The sequence below is a fragment of the Tropicimonas sp. IMCC6043 genome (assembly GCF_004146235.1).
GTDB lineage: Bacteria > Pseudomonadota > Alphaproteobacteria > Rhodobacterales > Rhodobacteraceae > Tropicimonas.
In genome coordinates, this window is sequence record NZ_SELO01000017.1 from 20,117 (window position 1) to 43,698 (window position 23,582).

15 protein-coding genes are annotated in these 23,582 nt (G+C 65.3%); 6 read left to right on the forward strand and 9 right to left on the reverse strand.

Features of this window, described 5'->3' with window-relative positions:
* Positions 1 to 116 precede the first annotated feature (116 nt).
* From EU800_RS15385 to EU800_RS15400, 4 genes are all read right to left on the reverse strand, one after another.
* Positions 117 to 2,672, reverse strand: a complete 2,556-nt coding sequence (locus tag EU800_RS15385) for a putative PEP-binding protein (protein ID WP_129633987.1) — start codon at positions 2,670 to 2,672, stop codon at positions 117 to 119.
* 85 nt (positions 2,673 to 2,757) lie between these two features.
* Positions 2,758 to 4,857: a glycine--tRNA ligase subunit beta gene (gene glyS, locus EU800_RS15390; protein ID WP_129633925.1), complete on the reverse strand. Its 2,100-nt coding sequence runs from the start codon at positions 4,855 to 4,857 to the stop codon at positions 2,758 to 2,760.
* Positions 4,858 to 4,867: 10 nt separating this feature from the next.
* Positions 4,868 to 6,079 (reverse strand): sodium/glutamate symporter, encoded by a 1,212-nt coding sequence (gltS, locus tag EU800_RS15395; RefSeq protein WP_129633926.1) that lies wholly within the window; start codon positions 6,077 to 6,079, stop codon positions 4,868 to 4,870.
* Positions 6,076 to 6,543, reverse strand: a complete 468-nt coding sequence (locus EU800_RS15400) for a DUF6446 family protein (RefSeq protein ID WP_129633927.1) — start codon at positions 6,541 to 6,543, stop codon at positions 6,076 to 6,078. The genes gltS and EU800_RS15400 overlap by 4 nt, the downstream gene beginning before the upstream one ends.
* An 89-nt stretch (positions 6,544 to 6,632) precedes the next feature.
* Here EU800_RS15400 and EU800_RS15405 point away from each other — a divergent pair, with 89 nt between their 5' ends.
* Positions 6,633 to 7,265 (forward strand): MarC family protein, encoded by a 633-nt coding sequence (locus EU800_RS15405; protein WP_129633928.1) that lies wholly within the window; start codon positions 6,633 to 6,635, stop codon positions 7,263 to 7,265.
* Between the two features lie 29 nt (positions 7,266 to 7,294).
* Here EU800_RS15405 and EU800_RS15410 read toward each other — a convergent pair whose 3' ends face one another.
* Positions 7,295 to 8,224 (reverse strand): glycine--tRNA ligase subunit alpha, encoded by a 930-nt coding sequence (locus EU800_RS15410; RefSeq protein WP_129633929.1) that lies wholly within the window; start codon positions 8,222 to 8,224, stop codon positions 7,295 to 7,297.
* Positions 8,225 to 8,635: 411 nt separating this feature from the next.
* Here EU800_RS15410 and EU800_RS15415 point away from each other — a divergent pair, with 411 nt between their 5' ends.
* Positions 8,636 to 10,384, forward strand: coding sequence for a trypsin-like peptidase domain-containing protein (locus tag EU800_RS15415; protein ID WP_129633930.1), 1,749 nt, complete (start codon positions 8,636 to 8,638; stop codon positions 10,382 to 10,384).
* Positions 10,385 to 10,402: 18 nt separating this feature from the next.
* On the opposite strand, the gene EU800_RS15420 is transcribed toward EU800_RS15415, so the two are convergent.
* Together EU800_RS15420 and EU800_RS15425 are read right to left on the reverse strand one after the other, a co-directional pair.
* Positions 10,403 to 11,851, reverse strand: coding sequence for a TrkH family potassium uptake protein (locus tag EU800_RS15420; RefSeq protein ID WP_129633931.1), 1,449 nt, complete (start codon positions 11,849 to 11,851; stop codon positions 10,403 to 10,405).
* A 126-nt stretch (positions 11,852 to 11,977) separates the two neighbouring features.
* Positions 11,978 to 12,361: a cytochrome c family protein gene (locus EU800_RS15425; protein ID WP_129633932.1), complete on the reverse strand. Its 384-nt coding sequence runs from the start codon at positions 12,359 to 12,361 to the stop codon at positions 11,978 to 11,980.
* 314 nt (positions 12,362 to 12,675) lie between these two features.
* On the opposite strand from EU800_RS15425, the gene rbsD reads away from it, so the two are divergent.
* The 3 genes from rbsD to rbsK all read left to right on the forward strand — a co-directional run bounded on the left by rbsD (position 12,676) and on the right by rbsK (position 15,091).
* The gene (rbsD, locus tag EU800_RS15430; protein ID WP_129633933.1) at positions 12,676 to 13,095 is read left to right on the forward strand and encodes a D-ribose pyranase; all 420 of its coding nucleotides are present in this window, start codon (positions 12,676 to 12,678) and stop codon (positions 13,093 to 13,095) included.
* A 62-nt stretch (positions 13,096 to 13,157) separates the two neighbouring features.
* Entirely contained in the window at positions 13,158 to 14,180 is a 1,023-nt protein-coding gene (locus tag EU800_RS15435; protein WP_129633934.1) for a substrate-binding domain-containing protein, read from the forward strand.
* Positions 14,171 to 15,091 carry a ribokinase gene (rbsK, locus tag EU800_RS15440; protein WP_129633935.1) on the forward strand — a complete coding sequence of 307 codons (921 nt, stop codon included), beginning with the start codon at positions 14,171 to 14,173 and terminating at the stop codon, positions 15,089 to 15,091. The genes EU800_RS15435 and rbsK overlap by 10 nt, the downstream gene beginning before the upstream one ends.
* Before the next feature lie 76 nt (positions 15,092 to 15,167).
* Here the strand turns inward: rbsK and trpB are convergent, their stop codons facing one another.
* Together trpB and EU800_RS15450 are read right to left on the reverse strand one after the other, a co-directional pair.
* Entirely contained in the window at positions 15,168 to 16,373 is a 1,206-nt protein-coding gene (gene trpB, locus EU800_RS15445) for a tryptophan synthase subunit beta (RefSeq protein ID WP_129633936.1), read from the reverse strand.
* A gap of 220 nt (positions 16,374 to 16,593) precedes the next feature.
* On the reverse strand, positions 16,594 to 19,083 hold the full coding sequence (locus tag EU800_RS15450) for an FAD-dependent oxidoreductase (RefSeq protein ID WP_129633937.1): 2,490 nt from the start codon (positions 19,081 to 19,083) through the stop codon (positions 16,594 to 16,596).
* A 590-nt stretch (positions 19,084 to 19,673) separates the two neighbouring features.
* Between EU800_RS15450 and EU800_RS15455 the strand changes: the two genes are divergently transcribed.
* Complete coding sequence (locus tag EU800_RS15455) at positions 19,674 to 23,546, forward strand: right-handed parallel beta-helix repeat-containing protein (RefSeq protein ID WP_129633938.1); 3,873 nt, start codon at positions 19,674 to 19,676, stop codon at positions 23,544 to 23,546.
* Positions 23,547 to 23,582 lie beyond the last annotated feature (36 nt).

Here is a 23,582-nt window from a genome sequence, read left to right on the forward strand (position 1 = left end):
GGCAATGCCGACGGCAGGGGATTCCGCCGGGCATGCTGGAAAGGGGCAGGTTTGTGCCGAAGAGATCCGAGCTTTGAGCAAGATTCTGCCGATAGCGGGCAAAATCCGCGGCCTTTTCAAGCCTCTGTTACAGAAGTGCCGGGCGCTCTGAGCGCCAGATGCGCCGCTGCGAGTCGTGCCACTGGCACCCGGAAGGGCGAACAGGAGACGTAATCGAAGCCGGCCTGGCGGCAGAAATCGATGGTGTCGGGGTCGCCGCCATGCTCGCCGCAGACCGACAGGACGACATCGGGGCGACAGGCCCGGCCGCGTTCCGCGCCGATCATCAGGAGCTCGCCGACCCCCTCCCGGTCGAGCGTGTGGAACGGATCCTCGTGGAACACGCCATTCTGCACATAGGTGTTCATGAACCGCCCCGCGTCGTCCCGCGAGAGGCCGTAGGTCATCTGGGTGAGGTCATTGGTGCCAAAGCTCAGGAAGGCCGCGTTGGCGGCGATCTCGCCAGCGCGCAGCGCCGCCCGCGGTGTCTCGACCATTACGCCGAGCCGGTAGTCGAAGGAGGTGCCGGTCTCGACCCGCACCGCCGCGGCCACCGCGTCGATGCGGCTCTTGACCAGTTCCACCTCCCGCTTGGCCGAGACCAGCGGGATCATCACCTCCGGCACCACCGCCGCGCCGGATTGCCGGCTGGCCGCCACCGTCGCTTCGAAGATCGCGCGGACCTGCATGTCGTAGATCTCGGGCATCGTCACCCCGAGCCGCACCCCGCGCATCCCCAGCATCGGGTTGAACTCCGACAGCGCCTCGATCCGGCGGACGACATCCGAGAGCGGCAGGTCGAGCGACTCGGCAAGGCTCATCATCCCCTCGCGCTCCGAGGGCAGGAACTCGTGCAGCGGCGGATCGAAAAGGCGGATGCAGACCGGCAGGCCGGCCATGATCCGGAACAACTCGACGAAATCCTCCCGCTGCATCGGCAGCAACTGGTCGAGCGCCGCCTGCCGGTCGGTGACGCTGTCGGTGAAGATCATCTCGCGCATCACCATCAGCCGCGCCGGCTCGAAGAACATGTGCTCGGTGCGGCAGAGCCCGATCCCGTCGGCAGCAAAGGCATGTGCCACGCGGGCGTCGTCGGGCGTGTCGGCATTGGCGCGGATGCCTATGTCGCGCACCGTGTCCGCCCAGTCCATGAGCTTGCGGAAAGGCGCGTCGAGCGCCGGCTCCAGCATCGCCACCGCACCGTCGAGCGCCTCGCCCGCAGTGCCGTCGACCGTCACGAGATCGCCCTCCTTGAGCTCGCGCCCATCGGGCAAGGTCACGGTCTTGGTGCGGGTCGAGATGCGGATGCCGCCGGCGCCGACGATACAGGGCAGGCCGAGACCGCGGGCGATCACCGCGGCGTGGCTGGTCATGCCGCCGCGCTCGGTGATGATGCCCTGGGCGGCATGCATGCCGCGAATGTCCTCGGGCGTCGTTTCGCGGCGCACCAGGATACAGGGCATCTCGTGGCTCGCCGATGTCTGCGCCGCCCGCGCGGTGAAGACCAGCCGCCCGGTCGCACCGCCGGGGCTCGCCGCGATGCCCCGGAAGAGCACTTCGCGCTTGGCCTCGCGGTCGACCTGGCTGTGCAGCAGCTCGGTCAGCGAGCCCGGCTCGACCCGCAGCAGCGCCTCCTCCCGGGAAATGATTCCGTCTTCGGCGAGATCGACCGCCACCGTCACGTTCGCCCGCGCCGAGCGCGGCGCGCGGATCGCGTCGAGCACCTGCAACCGGCCCTCGGTAACGGCGAATTTGATCTCCATCTCCTCGCGCAGCCGCCGACGGCAGCGGTCAGCGATCGCCGCGAGTTCGGCAAAGAGGTCCGGCGCCGCCTGCTCCATCGAGGGGCCGCGGGGATCGGCGGCAAGGAAAATCTCGGTGCCCTTGCGCCCCATCGCCCGCATCGCCAGCGACTTGCGCTTGTAACGCCCGGAGATATGTCGCGCGCCGGTGACCTTGTCGATCATCCGGATCACGCCCGTGCCGCTCTCGCCCGGCCCCAGCCCGATTGCCATGTCCTGCACGACAAGCCCGAGCCCGGCATCGATGGGCGCGCCACGCGCCTGCCGCAGGAGCCGCGCCGACACCCCTTCCCAGGCCCGCGCCATCGAGCGCAGGACCTCGGCGAGCTGCTTGGCGGGGGCCTGCGGGAAGGGCATGTCCGCTTCCAGCTCGAAGGCGGCGAGCGCGGCGGCGACGGGATCGTCCGCCTCCGCGGCGGCCTCGAAGGGCTCCGGATCGAGCCGCGCGACCTCGCCGGCATAGGCGGTGATGAAGCGGAGATAGAGCGCGTCTGCGGCCTCGCGCCCGAGCCGCTCCGCGAGGTCGGCATGACGTTCGTTGTTCATGCCGATATTGAGGATCGCACCCGGGCCGCCCCAGTCGGGATCCTGGCTCGACGGGCGCACGGAGACCAGGGGCGCGCGACCAAAGGCCGAGAGCAGCCGCGCGGTGTCGGGCCGGCGCCCCTCCGCGATCAGGTGCACCGCCTCGAAGGACAGCGCCACCGTGCGCGGCACCGGTACGTCGAGCCGCAGCAGCCGCTGCACGCATTTCGCCCGCCCGCCATGGGTGGTCTCGGAGATCTCCGCATCGGGCGTGATCAGCGTGAAATCCTTGGTCTCGCCGGTGATCAGCACGAGATCGCTCCCTTTCGTCTTGCTGCGCCGCCGCACAGCATAGCCGCAGCGGCGCGCCAAACAAACCGCGAAGTCGCGCTCAGCCCTCCACGCGTGTGAGATCCGCCGCGCGCAGGCAGGTCTCGCGGATCCGGTGAAGGAGGTTGAGCCGGTTGCGCCGGACGATGCCGTTGTCGGTGTTGACTTGCACCGCCTCGAAGAACGCGTCAATCGGCGTGCGCAGGGCGGCCATGCTGGCCATGGCCGACGCGAAATCCTCGGCTTCCATCGCCTCGGAAATCGCTGCCTCGCTCGCGTCGAGCGCATCGAACAGCGCCCGCTCCTCGTCGGTCTCGGCAAATTTCCGATCCGGGCCAAATTCGTAACTGACCCCGTCGGCCTCCTCGGCCTGGGTCAGGATGTTGTTGGCCCGCTTGAAGCCCTGGAGCAGGTTCTCGCCATCCTCGGTTTTGAGGAAGTCCGACAGCGCCTCGGCCCGCTTGACCAGCAGCACAAGGTCGTCGCTGTTCGGCATGACAAGGCAGGCGTCGATCACGTCGTGGCGGATTCCCTCGTCGCGCAGGTGGACCTTGAGACGGTCGTGGAAGAAGGAGAGGAGGTCGGGAAGGTAGATATCCGGTGACGGACCAACAATGCCGTCAAAGATTTCGGCAACAAGAAAGTCGCTCTTTTGGGCAATCTCAATCAAAGAGAACCGAATATCATTCCCAAGAAGCAACCGGATCACGCCCAAAGCTGCCCGCCGCAGTGCAAACGGGTCCTTCGACCCGGTCGGCTTCTCGTCGATCGCCCAGAACCCGGTCAGCGTGTCGAGCTTGTCCGCCAGCGCCACGGCGACCGAGACCGGCGCGGTCGGGACGTCGTCCGACGGGCCGAGCGGCGAGTAATGCTCCTCGCAGGCCGCGGCGATCTCCGGCGAGAGCCCGGCGGCCTCGGCGTAGTAGCGTCCCATCGTCCCCTGAAGCTCGGGGAATTCGTAGACCATCTCCGAGGAGAGGTCGGCCTTGGCGACCTCGGCGGCCTTGACGGCGTCTTTCTCTTCGGCCCCTACCAGCGGCGCGATCTCCCGCGCCAACGCCGCGATACGGTCGATGCGGGCCTTCTGGCTCCCGAGCTTGTTGTGGAAGGTGACGTGGTCGAGGCTCTCAAGCCATGGTCCCATCCCGGCCTTCGCAACGCGCAGGTCGTTCTCCCAGAAAAACTTGGCGTCCGAGAGCCGCGCCGCCAGCACCTTCCGGTTGCCAGCAAGGATCGTCTCGCCATGATCCGCCGTCACCATGTTGGCCACGGTGACGAATTTCTCGATGCGCCGGGTCTTGGGGTTCGTCACCGAGAAGAATTTCTGGTGCTCCTTCATCGAGGTCTTGAGCACCTCCGGCGGCAGGCCGAGGAAATCCTCGGCGATGTCGCCCATCAGCACGACGGGCCATTCCACCAACCCCGCGACCTCGGCCAGCAGCCCCTTGTCCTCGACCACTTCGAGCCCCTGCGCGAAGGCGATGTTGGTCGCGTCGTGCCAGATCGTGTCGGCCCGCTCCGCAGGGTCGATCACTACATGGCCGCGCTTCAGGGTCGCGGCGTAGTCCTCGAAACCGGTCACGGCGACGGATTCGGGCGCAAGGAAGCGGTGGCCGCGCGTCGTGTTGCCCGCGGCGATCCCGTCGATCTCGAGCGGCACCACTTCGGCGCCATGCTCGTCGCTGAGGATGCAGAGGATCGAATGCAGCGGCCGGACCCAGCGGAGGGACCCCGCGCCCCACCGCATCGACTTGGGCCAGGGAAAGTTGCGCACCGTGGCCTCGAGCACCTCGGACACGATCTCCGCTGCCGGCCGGCCCTGTTTCACCATTTTCGCGAACCAGACCTGCCCTTTCTTGTCATCCCGCGCCTCGAGCTGTTCCTTCGTGAGCCCGGTCGCGCGCAGGAAGCCCTCGAGCGCCTTCTCCGGCGCGTCGACCCGCGGCCCCTTGCGCTCCTCGGTGACAGTCGGGCTTTCGGCGGTCAGCCCCTCGACGGTGAGCGCGAGGCGGCGCGGCGTGGTGAAAGCCTGCGCGGAAGCATAAGTCAGCCCTGCCTCGACCAGCCCGTCGGTCAGGAGCTTCTTCAGGTCGCCGCCCGCGCGGGCCTGCATCCGGGCGGGGATTTCTTCGGAAAGGAGTTCGATCAGCAGATCGGGCATTGCAGGGTCCTCAGAGCGGCAGGAAATACTGGATCGCGAAGGAATTCACGATGTCCACGAAAAAGGCGGAGACCAGCGGCAGGATGACGAAGGCCATGGGCGACGGCCCGTAGCGCTTGGTCACCGCGGTCATGTTGGCGATGGCTGTCGGCGTGGCGCCGAGCGTGACTCCGCCGAAACCGGCGGCGAGCACGGCGGCACGGTAGCTCCGCCCCATCGCCGGAAAGAGCACGAAGATCGCGAAAAGGATCGACAGCAGCGTCTGCGCCGTCATCACCACCACGAGCACGAGCCCCATGCCCGACAGCGTCCAGAGCTGGAGCGACATCAGCGACATCGCCAGGAAGGTGCCGAGCGCGAAATCGGAAACCATGGCAAGCGTCGGCGTCCGTCGGACCTCGACGGCCCGTGGCAGGACGACCGGGACCAGGTTGCCCAGGACGATACCGGCCAGCAGGCAGGGAACGAAAGGCGGCAGGCCGACGCCCGCCTCGTCAAGTCCCTCCCAGAGCGCCATGCCGATTGCGATGGTGACGTGGACCCAGAGCATGACCCGCATGAAGGAAAGGTGGTCGATGGTCCGGACCGTCTCGTCCTCGAAGGCGACGCCGATGGTCGGATTCTCGTCGGGGCGCTCGGGCGTGAGCCGCCAGCGGTTGATGAGGTATTTGGCGATCGGGCCGCCGATCAGCGCCGCTGCGACGAGGCCGATCGTGGCCACGGCGATGCCGAGCTCGCTGACGCCCGCCGCGCCGCCGGTCATCTCGTCGATCCGCGGCGTCCAGGCGATCACCGTGCCATGCCCGCCGATCAGCGCCGCCGAGCTCAGGAGAACGGAGAATTCCGGCGGCAGGCCAAAGGCCCGGGCGCCGGCGACACCGATGATATTCTGGAGCACGACATAGACGATGGTCAGCCCGAGCAGGATGGCCAGCGGCAGCCCGCCCTTCACGAGGTCGGAGAGCCGCGCGTTGAGCCCGATGCCGGTGAAGAAGACGAGCAGGAAATAGTCGCGCGCCGCAAGATCAAAGGAGATCGCCGTGTCGAAGGCGAGGAAGGCCGCCATGGTGGCCAGCGCCACCACGAGACCGCCCGAGACCGGCTCGGGGATGTTGAAATCGCGCAGGAGCGCAACGCGGCGGGTGAGTTCCGCGCCGAGCAGGTAGACGAGGAAAGCGACGGTGACGGAGGCAAACGCTCCGACAGTCAGGCTCTCGGTCACTTCCTGATCTCCTCGTTCACCTGGTTCCAGACGAAACCGCGCCCGTCCGCGTCGATCGCCACCACGCGATCGACGCCGTGATGGATGTTCTTGCGCCCGAGAAAGGCCAGTGCCCGCCCGTCTTCCAGCGCGTGACCGATCTCGACCGCGTCGAAACAGTCGAACCAGAAGGGCGCGACCAGTGGCTCGGCGGCCTCGTAGATCTGGTAGGTCTCGGTCAGCTGCGCCTGGCTCAGCGGCGTCGTGAAGCAGGCGCGGTAACGGATCGGCGAGGAAGTGGCGTCGATGGCCTCGATGGCGTCGGCCAGGATCGGCTCCTCGGTGCCGTCGAAGGAGGTCAGCACGATCTGCTCGTTCGCGACGTCGACCTCTTCATAGTAGTAATAGACCTGGAGGTAGTACATCGCGATTCCGGCGATCAGTGCGAGTGCCACGATCCCTCCTGCCATGATCTTTCCGCTCATGCCGCGGCCCCTGCCCATGCGGGAGCCTTTGCGCGGCATCCACCCCATGTTAACGGGATGGCAACGTCACTCACCGCGGGGCCCGAAACATGGAAACGGCATTCGCCATCAAGTTCTTCGGCGCGCTCTTTGCAATCATGAACCCGGTCACCAACCTCCCCATCTTCCTCAGCGTGACCGAAGGCGCGCCGGTCGGGACGCAGCGCGCCATCGCGGTGAAGACGGCGACCTACGTTGCGGTCATGGGGGTGATCATCGCCTTCGGCGGCTCGGCGCTCCTGAAGCTCTTCGGCATCAGCGTGGACGATTTCCGCGTCGCCGGCGGGCTCGTGGTCCTGCTGATCGGGATCAACATGCTGAACGGCAGCGAGACCAGTTCGCACCACGGAACCGCGGACGAGAAAGCGAGCTATCCGGACGCCGCGACCGTCGCCTTCTACCCGCTGACCTTCCCGATCCTGGTCGGCCCTGGCACGATCACCACGCTGATCCTGTTTTCCCAGCAGGCGAAAGGGATGGCCGGTTGGATCGCCTATTTCGGCGTCTTCGGCGGCATCGTGGTGGCCATCGCGCTGGTCTTCTTTTTCGCTGGCGATCTCGGCCGGCACCTCTCGGGCACGGCGAAGGTCATCATGAGTCGCCTGATGGGCATGATCCTCGCCGCCATCGCGGTGGACATGATCGCGACCGGGCTCAAGACCCTGCTGCCCGGGCTGGGCTGACGCCCACGGGCCGGAATCGGCAGTCGGAATCATCCGGCCGTCCACCCCCCTGCCTCGGTCTGCACGAAGGCATCGGCGCATTTCTTGGCGAGCGACCGCACGCGGCCGATATAGGCCTGTCGCTCCGTGACCGAGATCACGCCGCGCGCGTCGAGCAGGTTGAAGAGATGGCTGGCCTTGATGCACTGGTCGTAAGCCGGATGCGCCATGACGATCCGCTTGCCGGTCTTCGGATCCTGCTCCGGGTGGGTGAGGATGAAATCGCAATGCGCCTCGGCCTCCTCAAACTGCTTGAGCAACACCTCGGTGTTGGCCACGTCGAAATTCCAGCGGCTGTATTCGGCCTCCGTCTGGCAGAACACGTCGCCATAGGTCAGCGGAATCGGCGCGTCGGGGCGGTTGAAGGGCATGTCCATCACATGGTCGACGCCCAGCACATACATCGCCAGCCGTTCGAGCCCGTAGGTCAACTCGCCCGAGACCGGCTTGCAGTCATGCCCGCCGACCTGCTGGAAATAGGTGAACTGGCTGACTTCCATGCCATCGCACCAGACTTCCCAGCCCAGCCCCCAGGCGCCGAGAGTCGGGCTTTCCCAGTCGTCCTCGACGAAGCGGATGTCGTGCAGCGACATGTCGATGCCGATCGCCTCCAGCGAGCCGAGATAGAGCGCCTGCAGATCCGGCGGGGAGGGTTTGATAAGGACCTGATACTGGTAGTAATGCTGCATCCGGTTCGGGTTCTCGCCGTAGCGGCCATCGGTCGGCCGGCGCGACGGCTGGACATAGGCCGCCGCCCAGGCCCGGGAGCCGAGCGCCCGGAGCGTCGTCGCCGGGTGGAACGTGCCCGCGCCGACTTCCATGTCATAGGGCTGCAACACGGCGCAGCCCTTCTCCGCCCAGTAGGTCTGAAGCCGCAGGATCACCTCCTGGAAACAGGTCGGTCGGCTGGTCTCGGTCATCGCTGGTCCCGGTCTTGTCTCATGTCGCGTCCCGGCCGCGCGCCGGGGTCGCGCTTCAATAGGCGCGTGGCCCCGCAGGGTCAATCGACCGGACGGCGCCATCCGGCACGTTGACTTAACCGGCGGCCGAACAAGATCCGGCGGAAGACGCCATGTCATCGGCCAGTTGGCGGGATCGGCCGAATGATCCTGCCTTCGCGCCGTGGGGCGACCCATGCGACGCGGGCGGCACAGCTCGCCCGATGACACGTCGGAGCCCCATGACCCGATTGGGCCGACGGATGGCGATGCATCCGCGCCACGCCCGGCAGTGCGCGCAAGAATTGAAGTGCACCCGCCAAGGGCTTTGCTATTTTCCTCCGAAAGACAGGTTCCACACAGGGAACCGCGCCATTTTTCGAGGACTGAGCCGTGAAGACCCTTTTCGCTCTTGTATTGTCGATCTTTGCCATTGCCGCCGCGCCACAGGCCCGCGCCCAGCAGGCGACCTGGATCCAGATCGAGGCCCTGCGCACGCTGGCCGAGGGCGAGGCGCGCGCCAGCGCCTATGCCACGGCCTTTCCCAATGTCGCGGGGTTCCGCGTCGCGGGCGGCTGGTATGCCGTGGCGCTTGGCCCCTACACGCCCACGGCGGCTTCAGCGGAACTCGCGACGCTGAAATCCCGCCGGCTCATCCCCTCCGACAGCTACATCGCCGTCAGCGGCCAGTATGGCCAGCAGTTCTGGCCGCGCGACGCTACGAACGCGCTGCAGACACCGCCCGCGGAGAGCCCGAACACCGCCCTGCCCGCCGCGCCTTCGGCGCCACCCGCGGCGACATATCTGCCCGACGAGACACCGCGCCAGGCCCGCGCCAGCGAAAGCAGCCTCGATGCGGATCAGCGTCGCCTGATCCAGGAGAGCCTGCAATGGGAGGGGTTCTACGACACCGCCATCGACGGCGCCTTTGGCCCGGGCACCCGCCGCGCCATGGCCGACTGGCAAGCCGCGAAGGGCTATGAGACGACCGGCGTGCTGACAACCATTCAGCGCGCCGAGCTGGTCGAGACCTACCGCGCCGCTTTTGCCGATCTCGACCTCGGCCCGGTGCAGGACAGCCGCGCCGGCATCTCGATCACCCTGCCCCGCGGCAAGGTCACCTATGCCCGCACCGAGGCCCCCTTTGTCCATTACGACAGCGCCGATGAAGACGGGGTGCGGGTCATCCTGATCAGCCAGACCGGCGACGAGGCGACCCTCTTCGGCCTCTACGACATCATGCAGACGCTGGAGATCGTTCCGCCAAGAGGCTTCCGCGAACGCAAGACCCGGAGCTTCGTGCTGACCGGCCAGTCAGACGACCTGCACTCCTATACCTATGCCGCGCTCGCGAACGGCGCAGTCAAGGGCTTCACCCTGGTCTGGACGCCGAAGGATACGAGGGTCATGACGCGGGTGGCCGAGACCATGCGCGAGAGCTTCGAGCCGGTCGAGGATGTCGTGCTGCCGGACACCGCGCTCACCGGCGATGGGACCGATCAGCGGATCGACCTGCTCTCCGGGCTCGAACGCCGGCGCCCGGTGCGGTCGCGTTCGGGCTTCTTCGTCGGGGAGCAGGGCCAGGTGCTGACGACGACCGATCTTCTCGGCCAGTGCACGCGGCTCACCATCGGCGACGAGACAGACGCCGAGGTGACCGCTCAGGATGAAGCGCTCGGCCTCGCGTTGCTAACGCCGCGCCCCGCGCTCGCGCCGATCGCCGTGGCACGTTTCCAGTCCTCCCTGCCCCGGATCAATTCCGAAGTGGCGCTGGCAGGCTTTTCCTATGGCGAGGTGCTGGAACTTCCGGTGCTGACTTACGGCGCGCTCGCCGATATCCGCGGCCTCGACGGCGAGGACTATATCGATCGCCTTGCGCTCGGCGCCTTGCCGGGCGATGCCGGCGGTCCGGTCTTCGATACCACTGGCGCGGTCATCGGCATGCTTCGTGCAAGGCCGGAGGGCAGCAACCGCCAGTTGCCGGAGGATGTGAACTTTGCGGTGGACGTGCCGGCTATTGCCGATTTCCTCGGCGCTGCCGGGCTTTCGCCACTGGCCGCCGAGACCGGTCCGGCGATCGCGCCGGAGGACCTGACGACACTCGCCGACAACGTGACCGTGCGTGTGAGCTGCTGGAACTAAAGCGCTTGCCCGCGTCGTCTAGCGCCGCCAGAACCGGATCGTGAAGAGCGCATAGACCACCAGAAGCTCAAGGCGGCCGATCAGCATCGCCGCCGAGAGGATCCACTTGGCGGTGGTGTTGAGCCCGGCGAAATTGCCCGCCGGACCAACGGTATCGCCCAGCCCCGGGCCGATATTGGCCAGCGCCGCGCCGGCGCTGGAGACCGAGGTGATGAAATCGAGGCCAGTCAGCGCCAGGGCCACCGAGAGCCCTCCGAGCGTCACCGTGAAGAGGACGAAGAAGGACATGACCGAGTTCAGCACGTCGTCGCCGACATCCTGGCCCTGGTAACGCAGCGGGAACACGCCGCGCGGCGAGTGCAGCGCCTTAACCTGGGTCATCACCGCGCCGAAGAGCAACTGGTAGCGGAAGATCTTCACCGAACAGGCGGTCGATCCCGCGCAGCCGCCGACGAGGCCGATGAAGAAGAACATCGTCACCGGAAACGCGCCCCAGGCCATGTAGTCCTCGCTCGCGTAGCCGGTGCCGGTGAGGATCGAGGTGACGTTGAAGAGGCTCTTGCGCAGCGCCGGGCCGAGATCGCGCTCATGCTGCGAGATCTGCCAGAGCATCATCAGCCCCGCCGCCACCGCGAGCGTCACCAGGAAACCGCGCACCTGCGAGTCGACCATCAGCGCGCCGAAGCCGCCGGCCAGCATCTGCACGTAGCGCACGAAGGGCAGCGCCGCGAGGATCATGAAGACCACGGCGGCGTATTCCACCACCGGGTCGAAAGCGCCGAAGGAGGCGTCGTAATTGGCGAAGCCGCCGGTGGCGATGGTGGTCATCGCGTGGACCACCGAATCGAGCGGCGATAGGCCGAGCGCGCCATAGGACAGCGCGCAGAGCGCCGTTAGAAGGACATAAATCACGGCGATCTGGCTGGCGATTTCACCCGCACGGGGCAGGATCTTGCCAAAGGTGTCGAAACCCTCGGTGCGGAAGATCTGCATGCCCCCGACCCGCAATTCGGGCAGAAAGGCCATCGCCACGACGATAATGCCGATGCCGCCGATCCACTGCATCAGCCCGCGCCAGAGAAGCAGCCCCTCGGGCATGTGCTCGAGGTCGGAGAAGACCGTCGAGCCGGTCGTGGTCAGCCCCGACATCGCCTCGAAGAACGCGTCCGTATAGCTCGCCTCGGTATGGCCGATCACGAAGGGGATCGCGGCGAAGATGGGTAGGGCCACCCAGACGCCGGAGGTCAGAATGAAGGTCTGGCGCAACGTCAGCCCGGCGCCACTCGCGTTGGAACAGGCCAGCGCCAGGAAACCGCCCACCAGCATGGTCAGGATCGAGGAGACGAAGAAGACGTCCCAATGCTCGTTGCCGGTAATCAAGTCCGCCGCCATGGGCAGCAGCATCACCGCTCCCAGTGCGGCCACCAGGAGGCCGATGACATATCCTACGGGGCGGATGTCCACCATGCGCGCAGCGTTGGCGTCTGGGCACGCCGGTGTCAAGCCGGCTGCCACCCGCCGCGACCGGGGACGTGGCGACAAGGTCGGGGCCACCCCCTCGAGAGCGGCCCCAAGCTCAGGTCTCGCGCGCGCCTACTGGAAGGATTCCAGATAGGCGATGACGTTCTGGATGTCCTCGTCGTCCTTGAGGCCGGCAAAGGACATCTTGCCCTTCGGGATGACCGCTTTCGGCTTGGCGAGATAGGCGGTGAGGGTCTCCTCATCCCAGACGGCGCCGCCTTCGGCGAGCTCGAGGAGATTCTTCGAATACTTGAAATCCTCGACCATTCCGAAGGGACGACCGACCACGCCGTTCAGCACCGGGCCAACCCGGTTTTTGGCGTCATCACCCACCATGTGGCAAGCCTTGCACTTCTTGAAGACGTTCTCGCCCTCGGCGGCGTCGCCCTGGGCCAAAGCCGGGACGGCGGCGGCAAGGCTTGCCGCGGCAACGAGGTAGGTAAGCGTTCTCTTCATGTCATTCCCTTTCCGTTCTGTCGGCCCCCGATCCCTGACGGGACCGAGGAAGATGTCGCGGGCCGTCTGTCCAAGCGAATTCTTTCTCCTCGCCGGCACGGGTCCCTCTCCCGGGGGGTAGGTATGCCCAATCCGCGAGCGCCCGTCCATCACCGATCCCGCTTCCGTCGTCGAAGATAGCGGACCGGCCGGCGGCGGCGAGCCCGATGTGACAATTTGCCGAACGAACTGCGACCCGGGCACTGGCGAAGCCTTTGCGCAAACGTTTTTCCGCGCCTAGACTTCGTGCGCGCGCAATCTGCACCGGAGGACCCATGCGAAAGGCAACCCTGCTCAACGCCCCGATCGCGGGCGTTATCGCACGGATGGGGCACATGGATTCGCTGTGTCTCGGCGATGCCGGCCTGCCCATTCCCGACCATGTCGACCGGATCGACCTTGCCGTGGCCGCCGGCCTGCCGGGTTTTCTTGACGTGCTTCCGGTCCTCACCGGCGAGCTTTTCGTCGAGCGCGCGGTGATCGCCGAGGAACTGGCTGAACGCCAGCCGCAATTCCACGCCAAGGTCCTGGCGCATCTTGCCGCTCTCGGGACGGAACAGGGCAACGACATTGCCCTCGACGCGGTGCCGCACGAGGCATTCAAGGCGATGACCGGCACCTGCAAGGCCGTGGTGCGGACAGGCGAGTTCACGCCCTACACCAACATCATCCTGGTCTCCGGCGTGCCGTTCTGAGGTCGGTCGATGTCACACCGGGGCCGCAGCCGGAACGCCCGCAGGCAGCAGGCGAGACGGCAATGGTGAGCATCAAGGACGTCGCGCGGGCCGCCGGGGTGTCCGTCTCCACCGTCTCGCACGTGGTCAACAAGACGCGCCACGTCTCGCCCGGAGCAACCCGGGCGGTGGAAGACGCGGTGCGGGCGCTTGGCTACCAGCCGAGCTACCTCGCGCGCGCATTGAAATCCAAGCGCACCCGGACGCTCGGCATGCTGGTGACGTCCTCGACCAACCCGTTCTTTGCCGAGCTGGTCTGCGGCGTCGAGGAGGCCTGTTTCCAGGCGGGCTACAGCCTGATCCTCTGCAACGCCGGCGACCAGCCGGGGCGGCAGGCTGCCTATCTGCAAACCCTGATGCAGAAGCGGATCGATGGCCTCGTCGTTATGACGATCTTCCGAGATGCCGATTTCCAGGACGCGCTCAGCCGGCTCACCGCCCTTCCGCGCGCCGTGCTCGACCCCGAGCCGACGCCGAGGGCCTGCACCGTGAGCGACGATTCCCGCGCCGGTGGGCGGCTCGCCGGAGAGGCGATCGTCGCGCGTGGCCATGTGCGCGTCGGCTGCCTGACCGGACCTGTACAGCATCGGCGCTCGCAGGACCGCCTGCGGGGCTTCCGCGAGGCGATGGAAGCGGCAGGGCACGGGCTCGACCCGGACTTGATCCGCACCGGCGATCTCTCGCTCGGCGGCGGCTATGACGGCACGGTGGCGCTGCTCGATAACGCTGCGCCTCCGACCGCCGTCTTCGCTTTCAACGACCTGATGGCCATGGGCGCCTACCGGGCGGTCCAGGAGCGCGGCCTCCGAATTCCCGACGACATCTCGATCGTGGGCTATGACGACATCGAACTCGTCTCATTTCTGACCCCCTCCCTGACGACGATCCACCAGCCGGGGATCGGGCTGGGGCTGGCGGCGGCCGGCGCGCTGATCGGCCATCTCGAGCGCGGCGAGGCACTGCCCGAGCGGATCCTGAAACAACCCGAACTCGTGCTGCGCGACTCTCTCGGCGCAGCGCCGAAAGGAGCACCCCGATGCCGATAGCCATTTTCGGAAGCATCAATATCGACCTGACCGCCTATGCAGAGCGCCTGCCGAGGCCGGGCGAGACAGTGCATGGAGAGCGGTACGCGCTTGGGCTCGGCGGCAAGGGCTGCAACCAGGCGGTGGCGGCCTGCCGGCTGGGCGCGGAGACCGCTCTGGTCGGCCGTATCGGCACGGATGAATTCGGAAACCGCGCGTTGGCCGAACTCGCCGCCCTGAAAGTGCCGACCGGCGGCGTCTTCCGCGACGCGGAGAGCGCGACCGGCATCGCGGTGATCGGCGTCGATGCCACGGCGCAGAACTGCATCACCGTGATCGGCGGCGCCAACATGGCAATCGGCGCGGCGGATGTGGAACGCGCGGCCGAGACGTTCCGCGGTGCCGACATCCTGCTCCTGCAGATGGAGATCCCGCTCGAGGCGGGCCTGCTGGCGGCCGATCTCGTCCGCGAGACAGGCGGAGAGGTGATCCTCGACCCCGCGCCTGCCCCCGCGGGTGGTTACGCGACAGACGTGCTTGCACGCATCGACCTGATCACGCCAAACGAGACCGAGACGGAGCTTCTCACAGGCCTGCGCCCCACCAACGCGGCAGAGGCCGCCGAAGCCGCGGGCCTTCTGCGCGCGAAAGGAGCAGGCGCGGCCGTGGTCAAGCTCGGCGCCGCGGGCGTCTTCTACCAGGACGCCGCGAGCGAAGGTTTCGTCGAGCCCTTCAAGGTCGAGAGCATCGATTCCGTAGCCGCAGGCGACTGCTTCAACGGCGGCCTCGCCGTCGCCCTCTCCGAGGGCAGGCCGCTTGGCGAGGCGGTCCGCTTCGCCGCCGCCTGTGGCGCGCTCTCGACAACCAAGGCAGGTGCGTCCAGCTCCGCCCCGACCCGCGCCGAGGTCGAAGCGTTGCTCAAGAGGGGCTGACCCGGGCCTTTCTCCGCTCGAAAATTTCCACGGGGGAGCCCGCTTGCCATGCAAGCGCGCGCAGGAGGGCGGGAAGCTATGCCTCGCCGAAACCGTAGGTCTCGGTGACGTAGTCGATATCCTTGTCGCCGCGTCCCGAGAGGTTCAGCAGGATCGACTTGCCGGGATGCTTCTTCGCCTCCCGCATCGCGAAGGCCACCGCGTGGGCGCTCTCGAGCGCCGGGATGATCCCCTCGTGACGGGAGAGCTTGTAGAACGCGTCGAGCGCCTCCTTGTCGTCGGCGGCAACGTAGGTCACCCGGCCGGTCCTGTGCAGATGCGCGTGCTCCGGCCCGACTCCGGGATAGTCGAGTCCGGAGGCGACCGTATGCACCGGCGCTGGCTCACCCGCCTCGGTGGTCAAAACAAGCGTGCGGAAGCCGTGGATGTCCCCGTCATGGCCGTAGGTGATGGTCGCGGCGTGGTCGCCGAGATTGGAGGACGTGCCGAGTGGCTCAACACCGTAGAGCGCCACGTCCTCTTCCTCGATGAAGCCGGCAAAGAGCCCCATCGCGTTCGAGCCGCCACCGACGCAGGCCGCCACCATGTCGGGCAACTGCCCGCCGGTCATCTCGGCAAACTGCTCGCGCGCCTCCTGTCCGACGATCGACTGGAAATCGCGCACCATCTTCGGGAAGGGATGCGGGCCGACCACCGAACCGATACAGAAGAGCGCCGTGTCGGCCTGGGCGACATAGCTCTGGAAAGCACTGTCGACCGCCTCCTTGAGCGAGCGGCCGCCGAAACCCACCGGCACCACCTCGGCACCGAGAAGCTTCATCCGGGTGACGTTGGGCGCTTCCTTTTCGATGTCGATCTCGCCCATGTGGATCTCGCAAGAGAGGCCGAAATAGGCCGCCGCAGTGGCCAGCGCCACGCCGTGCTGGCCGGCGCCCGTCTCGGCCATGATCTTGGTCTTGCCCATATGCTTGGCCAGCAGCGCCTCGGCCATGCAGTGATTGAGCTTGTGCGCCCCTGTATGGTTGAGATCTTCCCGCTTGGCATAGATCTGCGCGCCGCCGCAGATCTCCGACAGGTTCTTCAGATAGGAAATCGGCGTCGGACGGCCCTGGAAGTGCTTGCGGATCTGCCGGAGCTCCGTGAGGAACTCGGCCGATTTCGAAAGCTGGTCATAGGCCTCGCGGATCTCCTTGAAATGGGGCTCCAGCGGCGGCGGCAGCATCGCTCCGCCATAATCGCCGAACCAGCCGTCGCGCGTCGGGGTGGATTTCAGATAGCCCATGTGACCTCTCCCTCATTCATGATCGGGCGGAACATTCAACGGGTCGGCTCGCGAGGACAAGGTGGAATCCGGCAGGGCCGAACACATGTCGCAGGCTCCACTGCGCCCGCCGGTCCGCCGCGCATGCTCCCCGGCCTGACTGCTTCATCCCGCGCCACTACGGTCACAATGACCAGCAGCCGGAGGAAAGCGGCCACTCAGCCACCTCTGACCATCACCCTCAACCGTTGGCGCGGATCGTCTCGTTCTTCGGATCGTAGGGGCTGTCCTCGGTCACCTCGGCATCCCAGAGGCGGTCCAGCATCTTCACCTTGAGCCGGGTGCCCGGCTCCGCGAGATCGGGCCGGACATAGCCCATTCCGGTCGACTTTCCGAAGGCCACCGAGTAGCCGCCCGATGTCAGCCGCCCCACCTTCTCCGCGCCAAGATAGAGCGCTTCGCGTCCCCACGGATCGGCGTCTTCCGGTCCATCGATCAGCAGCGTCACGCATTTGCTGCGAATGCCTTTCTCCAGCATCGCCGCCTTTCCGTGGAACGCCTTCGAGAGGTCGACGAACCGGTCGAGCCCCGCTTCGAGCGGTGTGGCGTCGCGGCCAAGCTCGGTGCCGAAGGCACGGTAGGATTTCTCCTGGCGCAACCAGTTCTGGGCGCGGGCGCCGACAAGCTTCAGGCCGTGCTTCTCTCCGGCTTCCATGAGCTTGTCCCAGAGGTGGTTCTGCATCTCGATCGGGTGATGCAGCTCCCAGCCCAGCTCGCCGGTATAGGCGACTCGGATAGCCATGGTGGGCACCATGCCGAGCTCGATATTGCGCATCGAGAGCCACGGGAAGCGCTTGTTAGAGAGCACCGTTTCCGGCTCCGCATCGCGCGCCAGCTCATTGAGCAAATCGCGCGATTTCGGCCCGGCGATGGCGAAGACGCCCCATTGGGTCGTCACGTCCTGTAGCTCGATCCTGCCGAACTCGGCCTCCTTGTCCCCGACGGCCTTTTTCAGGAAGTCCTGGTCATAGGCCGTCCAGGCGCCGGCGGAGACGAGATAGTACTCGTCCTCGGCCAACCGGACGATGGTGTATTCGGTCCGGGTCGTGCCGGCAGCGGTGAGCGCATAGGTCAGGTTGATCCGGCCCACCTTGGGCAGCCTGTTGCAGGTGAACCAGTCGAGGAAGGCGGTGGCCCCCGGCCCCTTCACGACATGCTTGGTGAAGGCCGTCGCGTCGATCAGGCCGACACCCTCGCGAATGGCCTTCGCTTCTTCCACGGCATATTGCCACCAGCCACCCCGGCGAAAGCTGCGGGCGGCGTGATCGTCGAAGCCCTCGGGCGCGTAGTAGTTCGGTCGTTCCCAGCCGTTCACCTGCCCGAATTGCGCGCCAGCCGCTTTTTGCCTGTCATAGGCGGGCGACGTCCTGAGCGGGCGGGCCGCCGGGCGCTCCTCGTCCGGGTGGTGCAGAATGAAGACGTGGGAATAGCATTCCTCGTTCTTCTGCACCGCGTATTCGGTAGTCATCCAGTTGCCGTAGCGCTTGGGATCGAGGCTGGCCATGTCGATCTCGGCCTCGCCCTCGACCATCATCTGAGCGAGGTAGCAGCCGGTGCCACCCGCCGCGGTGATGCCGAAGGAGAAGCCTTCGGCCAGCCACATGTTCCTGAGGCCCGGCGCAGGGCCAACCAGCGGGTTGCCGTCGGGCGTGTAGCAGATCGGACCGTTGAAATCGTCCTTCAGCCCGACGGTTTCCGACGAGGGAATGCGGTGGATCATCGACATGTATTCCTCCTCGATCCGCTCGAGATCGAGCGGGAAGAGGTCGGCACGGAAACTGTCGGGCACGGCGTATCTGAACCGCGACGGGGCGCCCTGCTCATAGGGGCCGAGGATCCAGCCGCCGCGCTCCTCGCGCACATACCAGCGCGCATCGGCATCGCGCAGCACCGGGTGTTCCGAACCACCGCCCTGACGGTAGGCCAGCAGCGCCGGGTCCGGCTCGGTGACGATGAACTGGTGCTCGACCGGGATCGCCGGGATCTTGATCCCCAGCATCCGCGCCGTGCGTTGAGCATGGTTGCCGGTCGCGGTGACGACATGTTCGGCGGTGATGACGATCTGTTCCTCGGTCGGAACGAGGTTGCCGCCCTTCTCGGCCATCTTCGTCACCGTCACTCGCCATTCCGTGCCGGTCCACTCATAGCCATCGACCTGCCACTTCCGCTCGATCGTCACACCCAGCTGACGCGCGCCCTTGGCCATGGCCATGGTGACATCGGCGGGGTTGATGTAGCCGTCGGTCGGATGGAAGAGCGCCCCCACCAGATCCTCCGTGCGGACCAGTGGCCAGCGTTCCCCGATCTGTGCGGGCGAGAGCCATTTATAGGGAACGCCCACCGTCTCGGCAGTGGAGGCATAGAGCATATATTCGTCCATCCGCGCCCTGGTCTGCGCCATGCGCAGGTTGCCGACGACGGAGAAGCCGGGATTGAGGCCGGTCTCGGCTTCCAGTGTCTTGTACCACTTTACCGAGTAGTCGTGGATGTGACTTGTGGCGAAGGACATGTTGAAGAGCGGCAACAGCCCCGCCGCGTGCCAGGTCGAGCCGCAGGTCAGCTCGTCGCGCTCCAGCAACATCGTGTCCCAGCCGGCCTTCCCGAGGTGATAGGCGATACCTGTTCCGACGGCGCCGCCGCCGACGACGAGAGCTTTGACATGGGTCTTCATGGCGAATGTCCCTCAATGTGTGTGTCGGGCAGAGTTAAGCGCAGAAGCGGCGCATCGCGCCAGCCTTCGCCGACCGTTTGCGTCTGAAAGCGACGCCCGGTCCGGCGTCTGAAATACGCGCATCCATGCAGCCGACGTTGCGACGCCCGGGACCATTGCGGCTTGCTGCCGCATCCACCGCGCGACGGGCCTACCCGTGAAGTCACCCGGCCGGATCCAGAAAGGGAGTGTCACAGGCGTGCCCAAGTTCGAGCCCGGAGGCCCTGTCCTCACCGCGTGATCGCCGGAATCCGACCACGATCAGGCCACAAAACACGATTAATCGATAAGAACAGGGAGTCGCCGGCGGTTTCCTGCCAAGATGGGGCGCGTTCCCACGGACCTGCTCGAACCCGCGCCGGATAGGATCCACAATGAGGATGTGAGTCGGTATCGTGAGACCACAAACGACAGACCAGTTGCCGCCGTTCAGTCGTCCAGGAACACCCGCACAGCAACCTTGGAAGATTCATGGGTCCAGATGGCACCCGTCAAATGAAGATTAAGGTCTTTGACCGATCTTTGGGCAAACCTTCCTGGAGACAGTATCAATGTCCGACTTTCTGACACTCACCACAGACGCAGAATACGAGCAAATGGTGACCCCCTTCACGAGTGTTCAAGACCCGGTCACAACGGATGGCACGCCCCAGGATCCGGTAGTATCGGACACCACCGAGCAGGGTCCGACGACGACGGACGACGCAACGCAGGAACCTGCACCGACGGAGGACATCGGACAGGACCCGGTTGCCGACAACAATATCGGCCAGAATCCGGCGAACACGGACGATACAACCCAGAACGTCGCGACACCGGACGGCACCGGCCATGTCGAGGTTCAGGGTGTGACGGAGGTCGCCGGAGGGCGGGTGACCGTCCTTGAGCTCGGCGACCAGGACATCGACAGCCTGACAATCCTGAATCAACCCGATTTCGGCCGGGTGACCGTCAACCCGGACAATACCTTTGCCCTGGTTCTGACCGGAACCTCAGAGAGCGGCGAGATCTCCTTCGACTACGAGGTCACGCTCGCTGGCGGCGCGGTCGAAACGCGAACCGTCACGCTGAACGTGTCGCCGCCGACGCAGGATCTCGGCTGGGGCCTCGGCGACCACTACATGCTCGAGGAGGACGCGTCTGGCAACCTCGTGGTCGAACATGGCGACAATCACCGCAAGGTCTATATTTCCGGTTCCGATGACGCCCTGACGCGCGCAGATATAGCGGCGATGGAAGGGATCTCGGAGTCCCAGGTCAACAGATACTGGCTCGCCGCACATCCCGAATACGGTGGCTCGGAAGAGATGGCTCTGAGCAATGACATCGGCATGGAACTGTGGTCGCATATTAACAACGGAAACACGTCGTCTAATTGGCTCCTCTTTGAGGGTGGCTACACCTACAAGCAAGGTTATCCCCAAGGCGACCTATTGTCGAAGTCGGGTTCGGGAGAAGACCCGCTTCACCCCATGTTCGTCACGTCGTATGGCGAAGGCGCTGCCCCGATCATCGAGGGTCGTATTGGAATCTATGTCGCGGACGCTCAGAACTTCGTGATTTCAGGTGTGACGCTGAGGGATGGCGCGGGCATTCACAACGGCTCTGGCCTGATCTTAGACGACGTAACATTCGAAGACGCCGTCGTCATCATGGGACCGGACCGCGTCACCATCCGGAATTCGACGATCGTCGATGTCGTTCGGGACGCACCGTCCGATCCTGACCTCGGATGGCAATCCATGGGGGATCGCATCTCGGGTCTCTATGTCTCGCAATCCGAAGGGATGCTGATCGAAGGAAGCCTGTTCGATCACAATGCCTGGGAAGACGGCTACGATCCGGACGGTTCGATCGAATCCGGGCAACCGCCCAGCATGTTCAGCCACAATATCTATATGCAGCAAAGCGCCACGGACGTGACGTTCCGGGACAACATCACGATGCGGGCGGCGTCTCTGGGGGCACAGTTCCGTGGCGGTGTTCACGCGGAAGACAACCTGTTCCTTGACAACAACGGTGCGGTAAACTTCCTTGGCGGGTACGACGGCAACAATGAAAGTTGGACCGGCAACTACACCTATTTCAGCGACAACGTCATCACCTCGGGCGCCCACAAGGAAGCCGACATGATCGGCGCCTATACTCTGGGTGTCGACAATGGTGGACTGGATACCACCCTGCTCGACAACATCATCGCGCATCTGGCAGACCCGAACAATCCGGACGAGTTCGCGAGCAAATACTGGAACAGTGGCGCCTTTTGGGAACAGCAAGATCCGTTCTTCGACAACACGATCATCTACAACTGGCTCTCATCGCGGAGTTCGGCTTACGAGGATCTCTGGAACAACGAAGGCGCAAATGGCCTTTCCGCAGAGGCGCTCAACCAGATCACGATCCAGAACTTCGCTGCCGATCTCCTGAACCGCCCCGAAGCCGCGATCGCCGATCTGGCAAACTACCTCCGCGAACAATCGGCGCTGGACAGCACGGCGATTTCCCAGATCGCCGGTGACATCATCGCCTTCTTCCAGCAGGGTTTCGGCATTGCGCCCGAAACCGGATCGGGTGGCACAGACGTTCGTTTCGTCCCGAACCCTCTCGCGGACGGCGTTCGGTGGGATACCTCGATCAACTGGACCGGTGAGGCCACGCCCGGCGCAACGGATCGGGTCTATCTCGGCGGCAACTGGGTCACCTATGGCGCTGCGGGGACCAATACGATCGCCTCGCTCGATCTCGGACCAGGTGGCATTCTCGACATCTCCTCCGGAAAGCTGACGGTCACGTCCGAACTGACCCTCGACGGCGACGGGGAGATCAACCTCTCCTTCTCCGGGCAATTCTGGAACAGCATCTACGCCGACCTCGATGTCCTGAGCCTGTCCGTGGATGGCGGGCGCTTCGCCAACACCGATCTTGTCTCCGGGTCGATCGAGATGACCGTTACCGGTGGCCAGGCGCTCCTGGGAATCGACACCGCGACATTCGGCCTTTCTTCTGGGTCGATACTCAGAATCGAGGGCGACAACGCCCGCGTGGGCTTCGACGGAACGTCCGGCGACATCGCAACCTTCCAGATGGAATCGGGCGCGACACTGTCCTTTGTCTTTGGCAGCGAGGGGGTTTCGGCAATCGAGGAGTTCCGGTCGGGGTTCTACGGCAACGAAGCCTCCGATGTGGCGAGCCTCGTGGATCTTGGCGGCGGCACAATCGAACTGGATCTGTCGGCTCTCGCGCTGATGGACGGTCACTTCCTCTTGATCGAGGCCGACGAGTTGGTCGGCAGCTTCGAGGGTTTCACGGTGACTGGTCTGGGCGCTCGTGATGCCCGGTTGATCGTGGACTATGACTCCGACACCGTATCGCTTGAGCTCTTCGCCGGATCGGGAGGAATCTCGCAGGATCACATCGGAACGGGCGAGAACCAGCCCACATCGCCGGACAACGACCCGGCACAACCGGTCATCACCGACCCGGACACCAACGACGGGTCAACCGAACAGACGGACGGCGGGGAGACTGTCGAGCCCGATACAGGCACGGAGACAGACGTCTCTGCGCCGACTCCGTCTCGCGGGATCATGGAATTCGGGTCAGCGCAGGTCGACCACAACGCCGTCACGATCGAGTTGAACGGTGAATACGACAACCCGGTCGTGATCGCGTCTCTGCGCACCGACTTCGGAAGCCAGCCCGCCGTAGTAAGAATCGAGGATATCAGTAACGGCCAGCTTACCTTCCGCCTCGACGAACCAGAGAATCTCGACGGCTGGCACATGGTCGAGACCGTCGATTACATGGTGGTGGAAGCCGGCTCCTGGCAGCTGGCGGACGGCACCCTCATCTCCGCGGGTCTCATGACGGTCAGCGGTGTCGAGAGAAGCGGATCGGTGGGTTTCGATACCGGGCTCGAGCATGCAGATGCGGTCTTTGCCCAACATCAGGAAAGCGACGCCACCTTCTGGGCGACCGCGCGTCTCGCATCGAGCGACGCGGGCTGGAGCAGTTTCCTGCAGGTGGGTGAAGGCCTGCGCGACGAACTGGCGGATGCGGAGATCTCCGAAGAGATCGGATGGGTGGCGTTCCAGAATGCCGACAGCGACTCGTCTGCCGAGTTCCAGTTCTCCTTCGAGACAGTGAACGGTATCAACCACAAGGTTCATTCCGTTGGCAATGATGGGTTCCTCGATCCGATCGACGACCTTGCCGGCGTCATCCACGGATTGGCGAGTTTCCGGGGCGGTGACACCGCATTCTCTCGGGGCGGCGACTTTTCTGACAACGGTTTCGACGTCTACGTCCAGGAGGAAACGACCGGAGACAAGGAAACCGCGCACATGAATGAGGACATCGCTCTGCTGAGCTATTCCACGTCGCTCTTCGACAGCGTGATATACGGAATGGAACTCACAGCGTGATCTACGGAATGGAGATCTGAGAGACCTGTTCAGGCC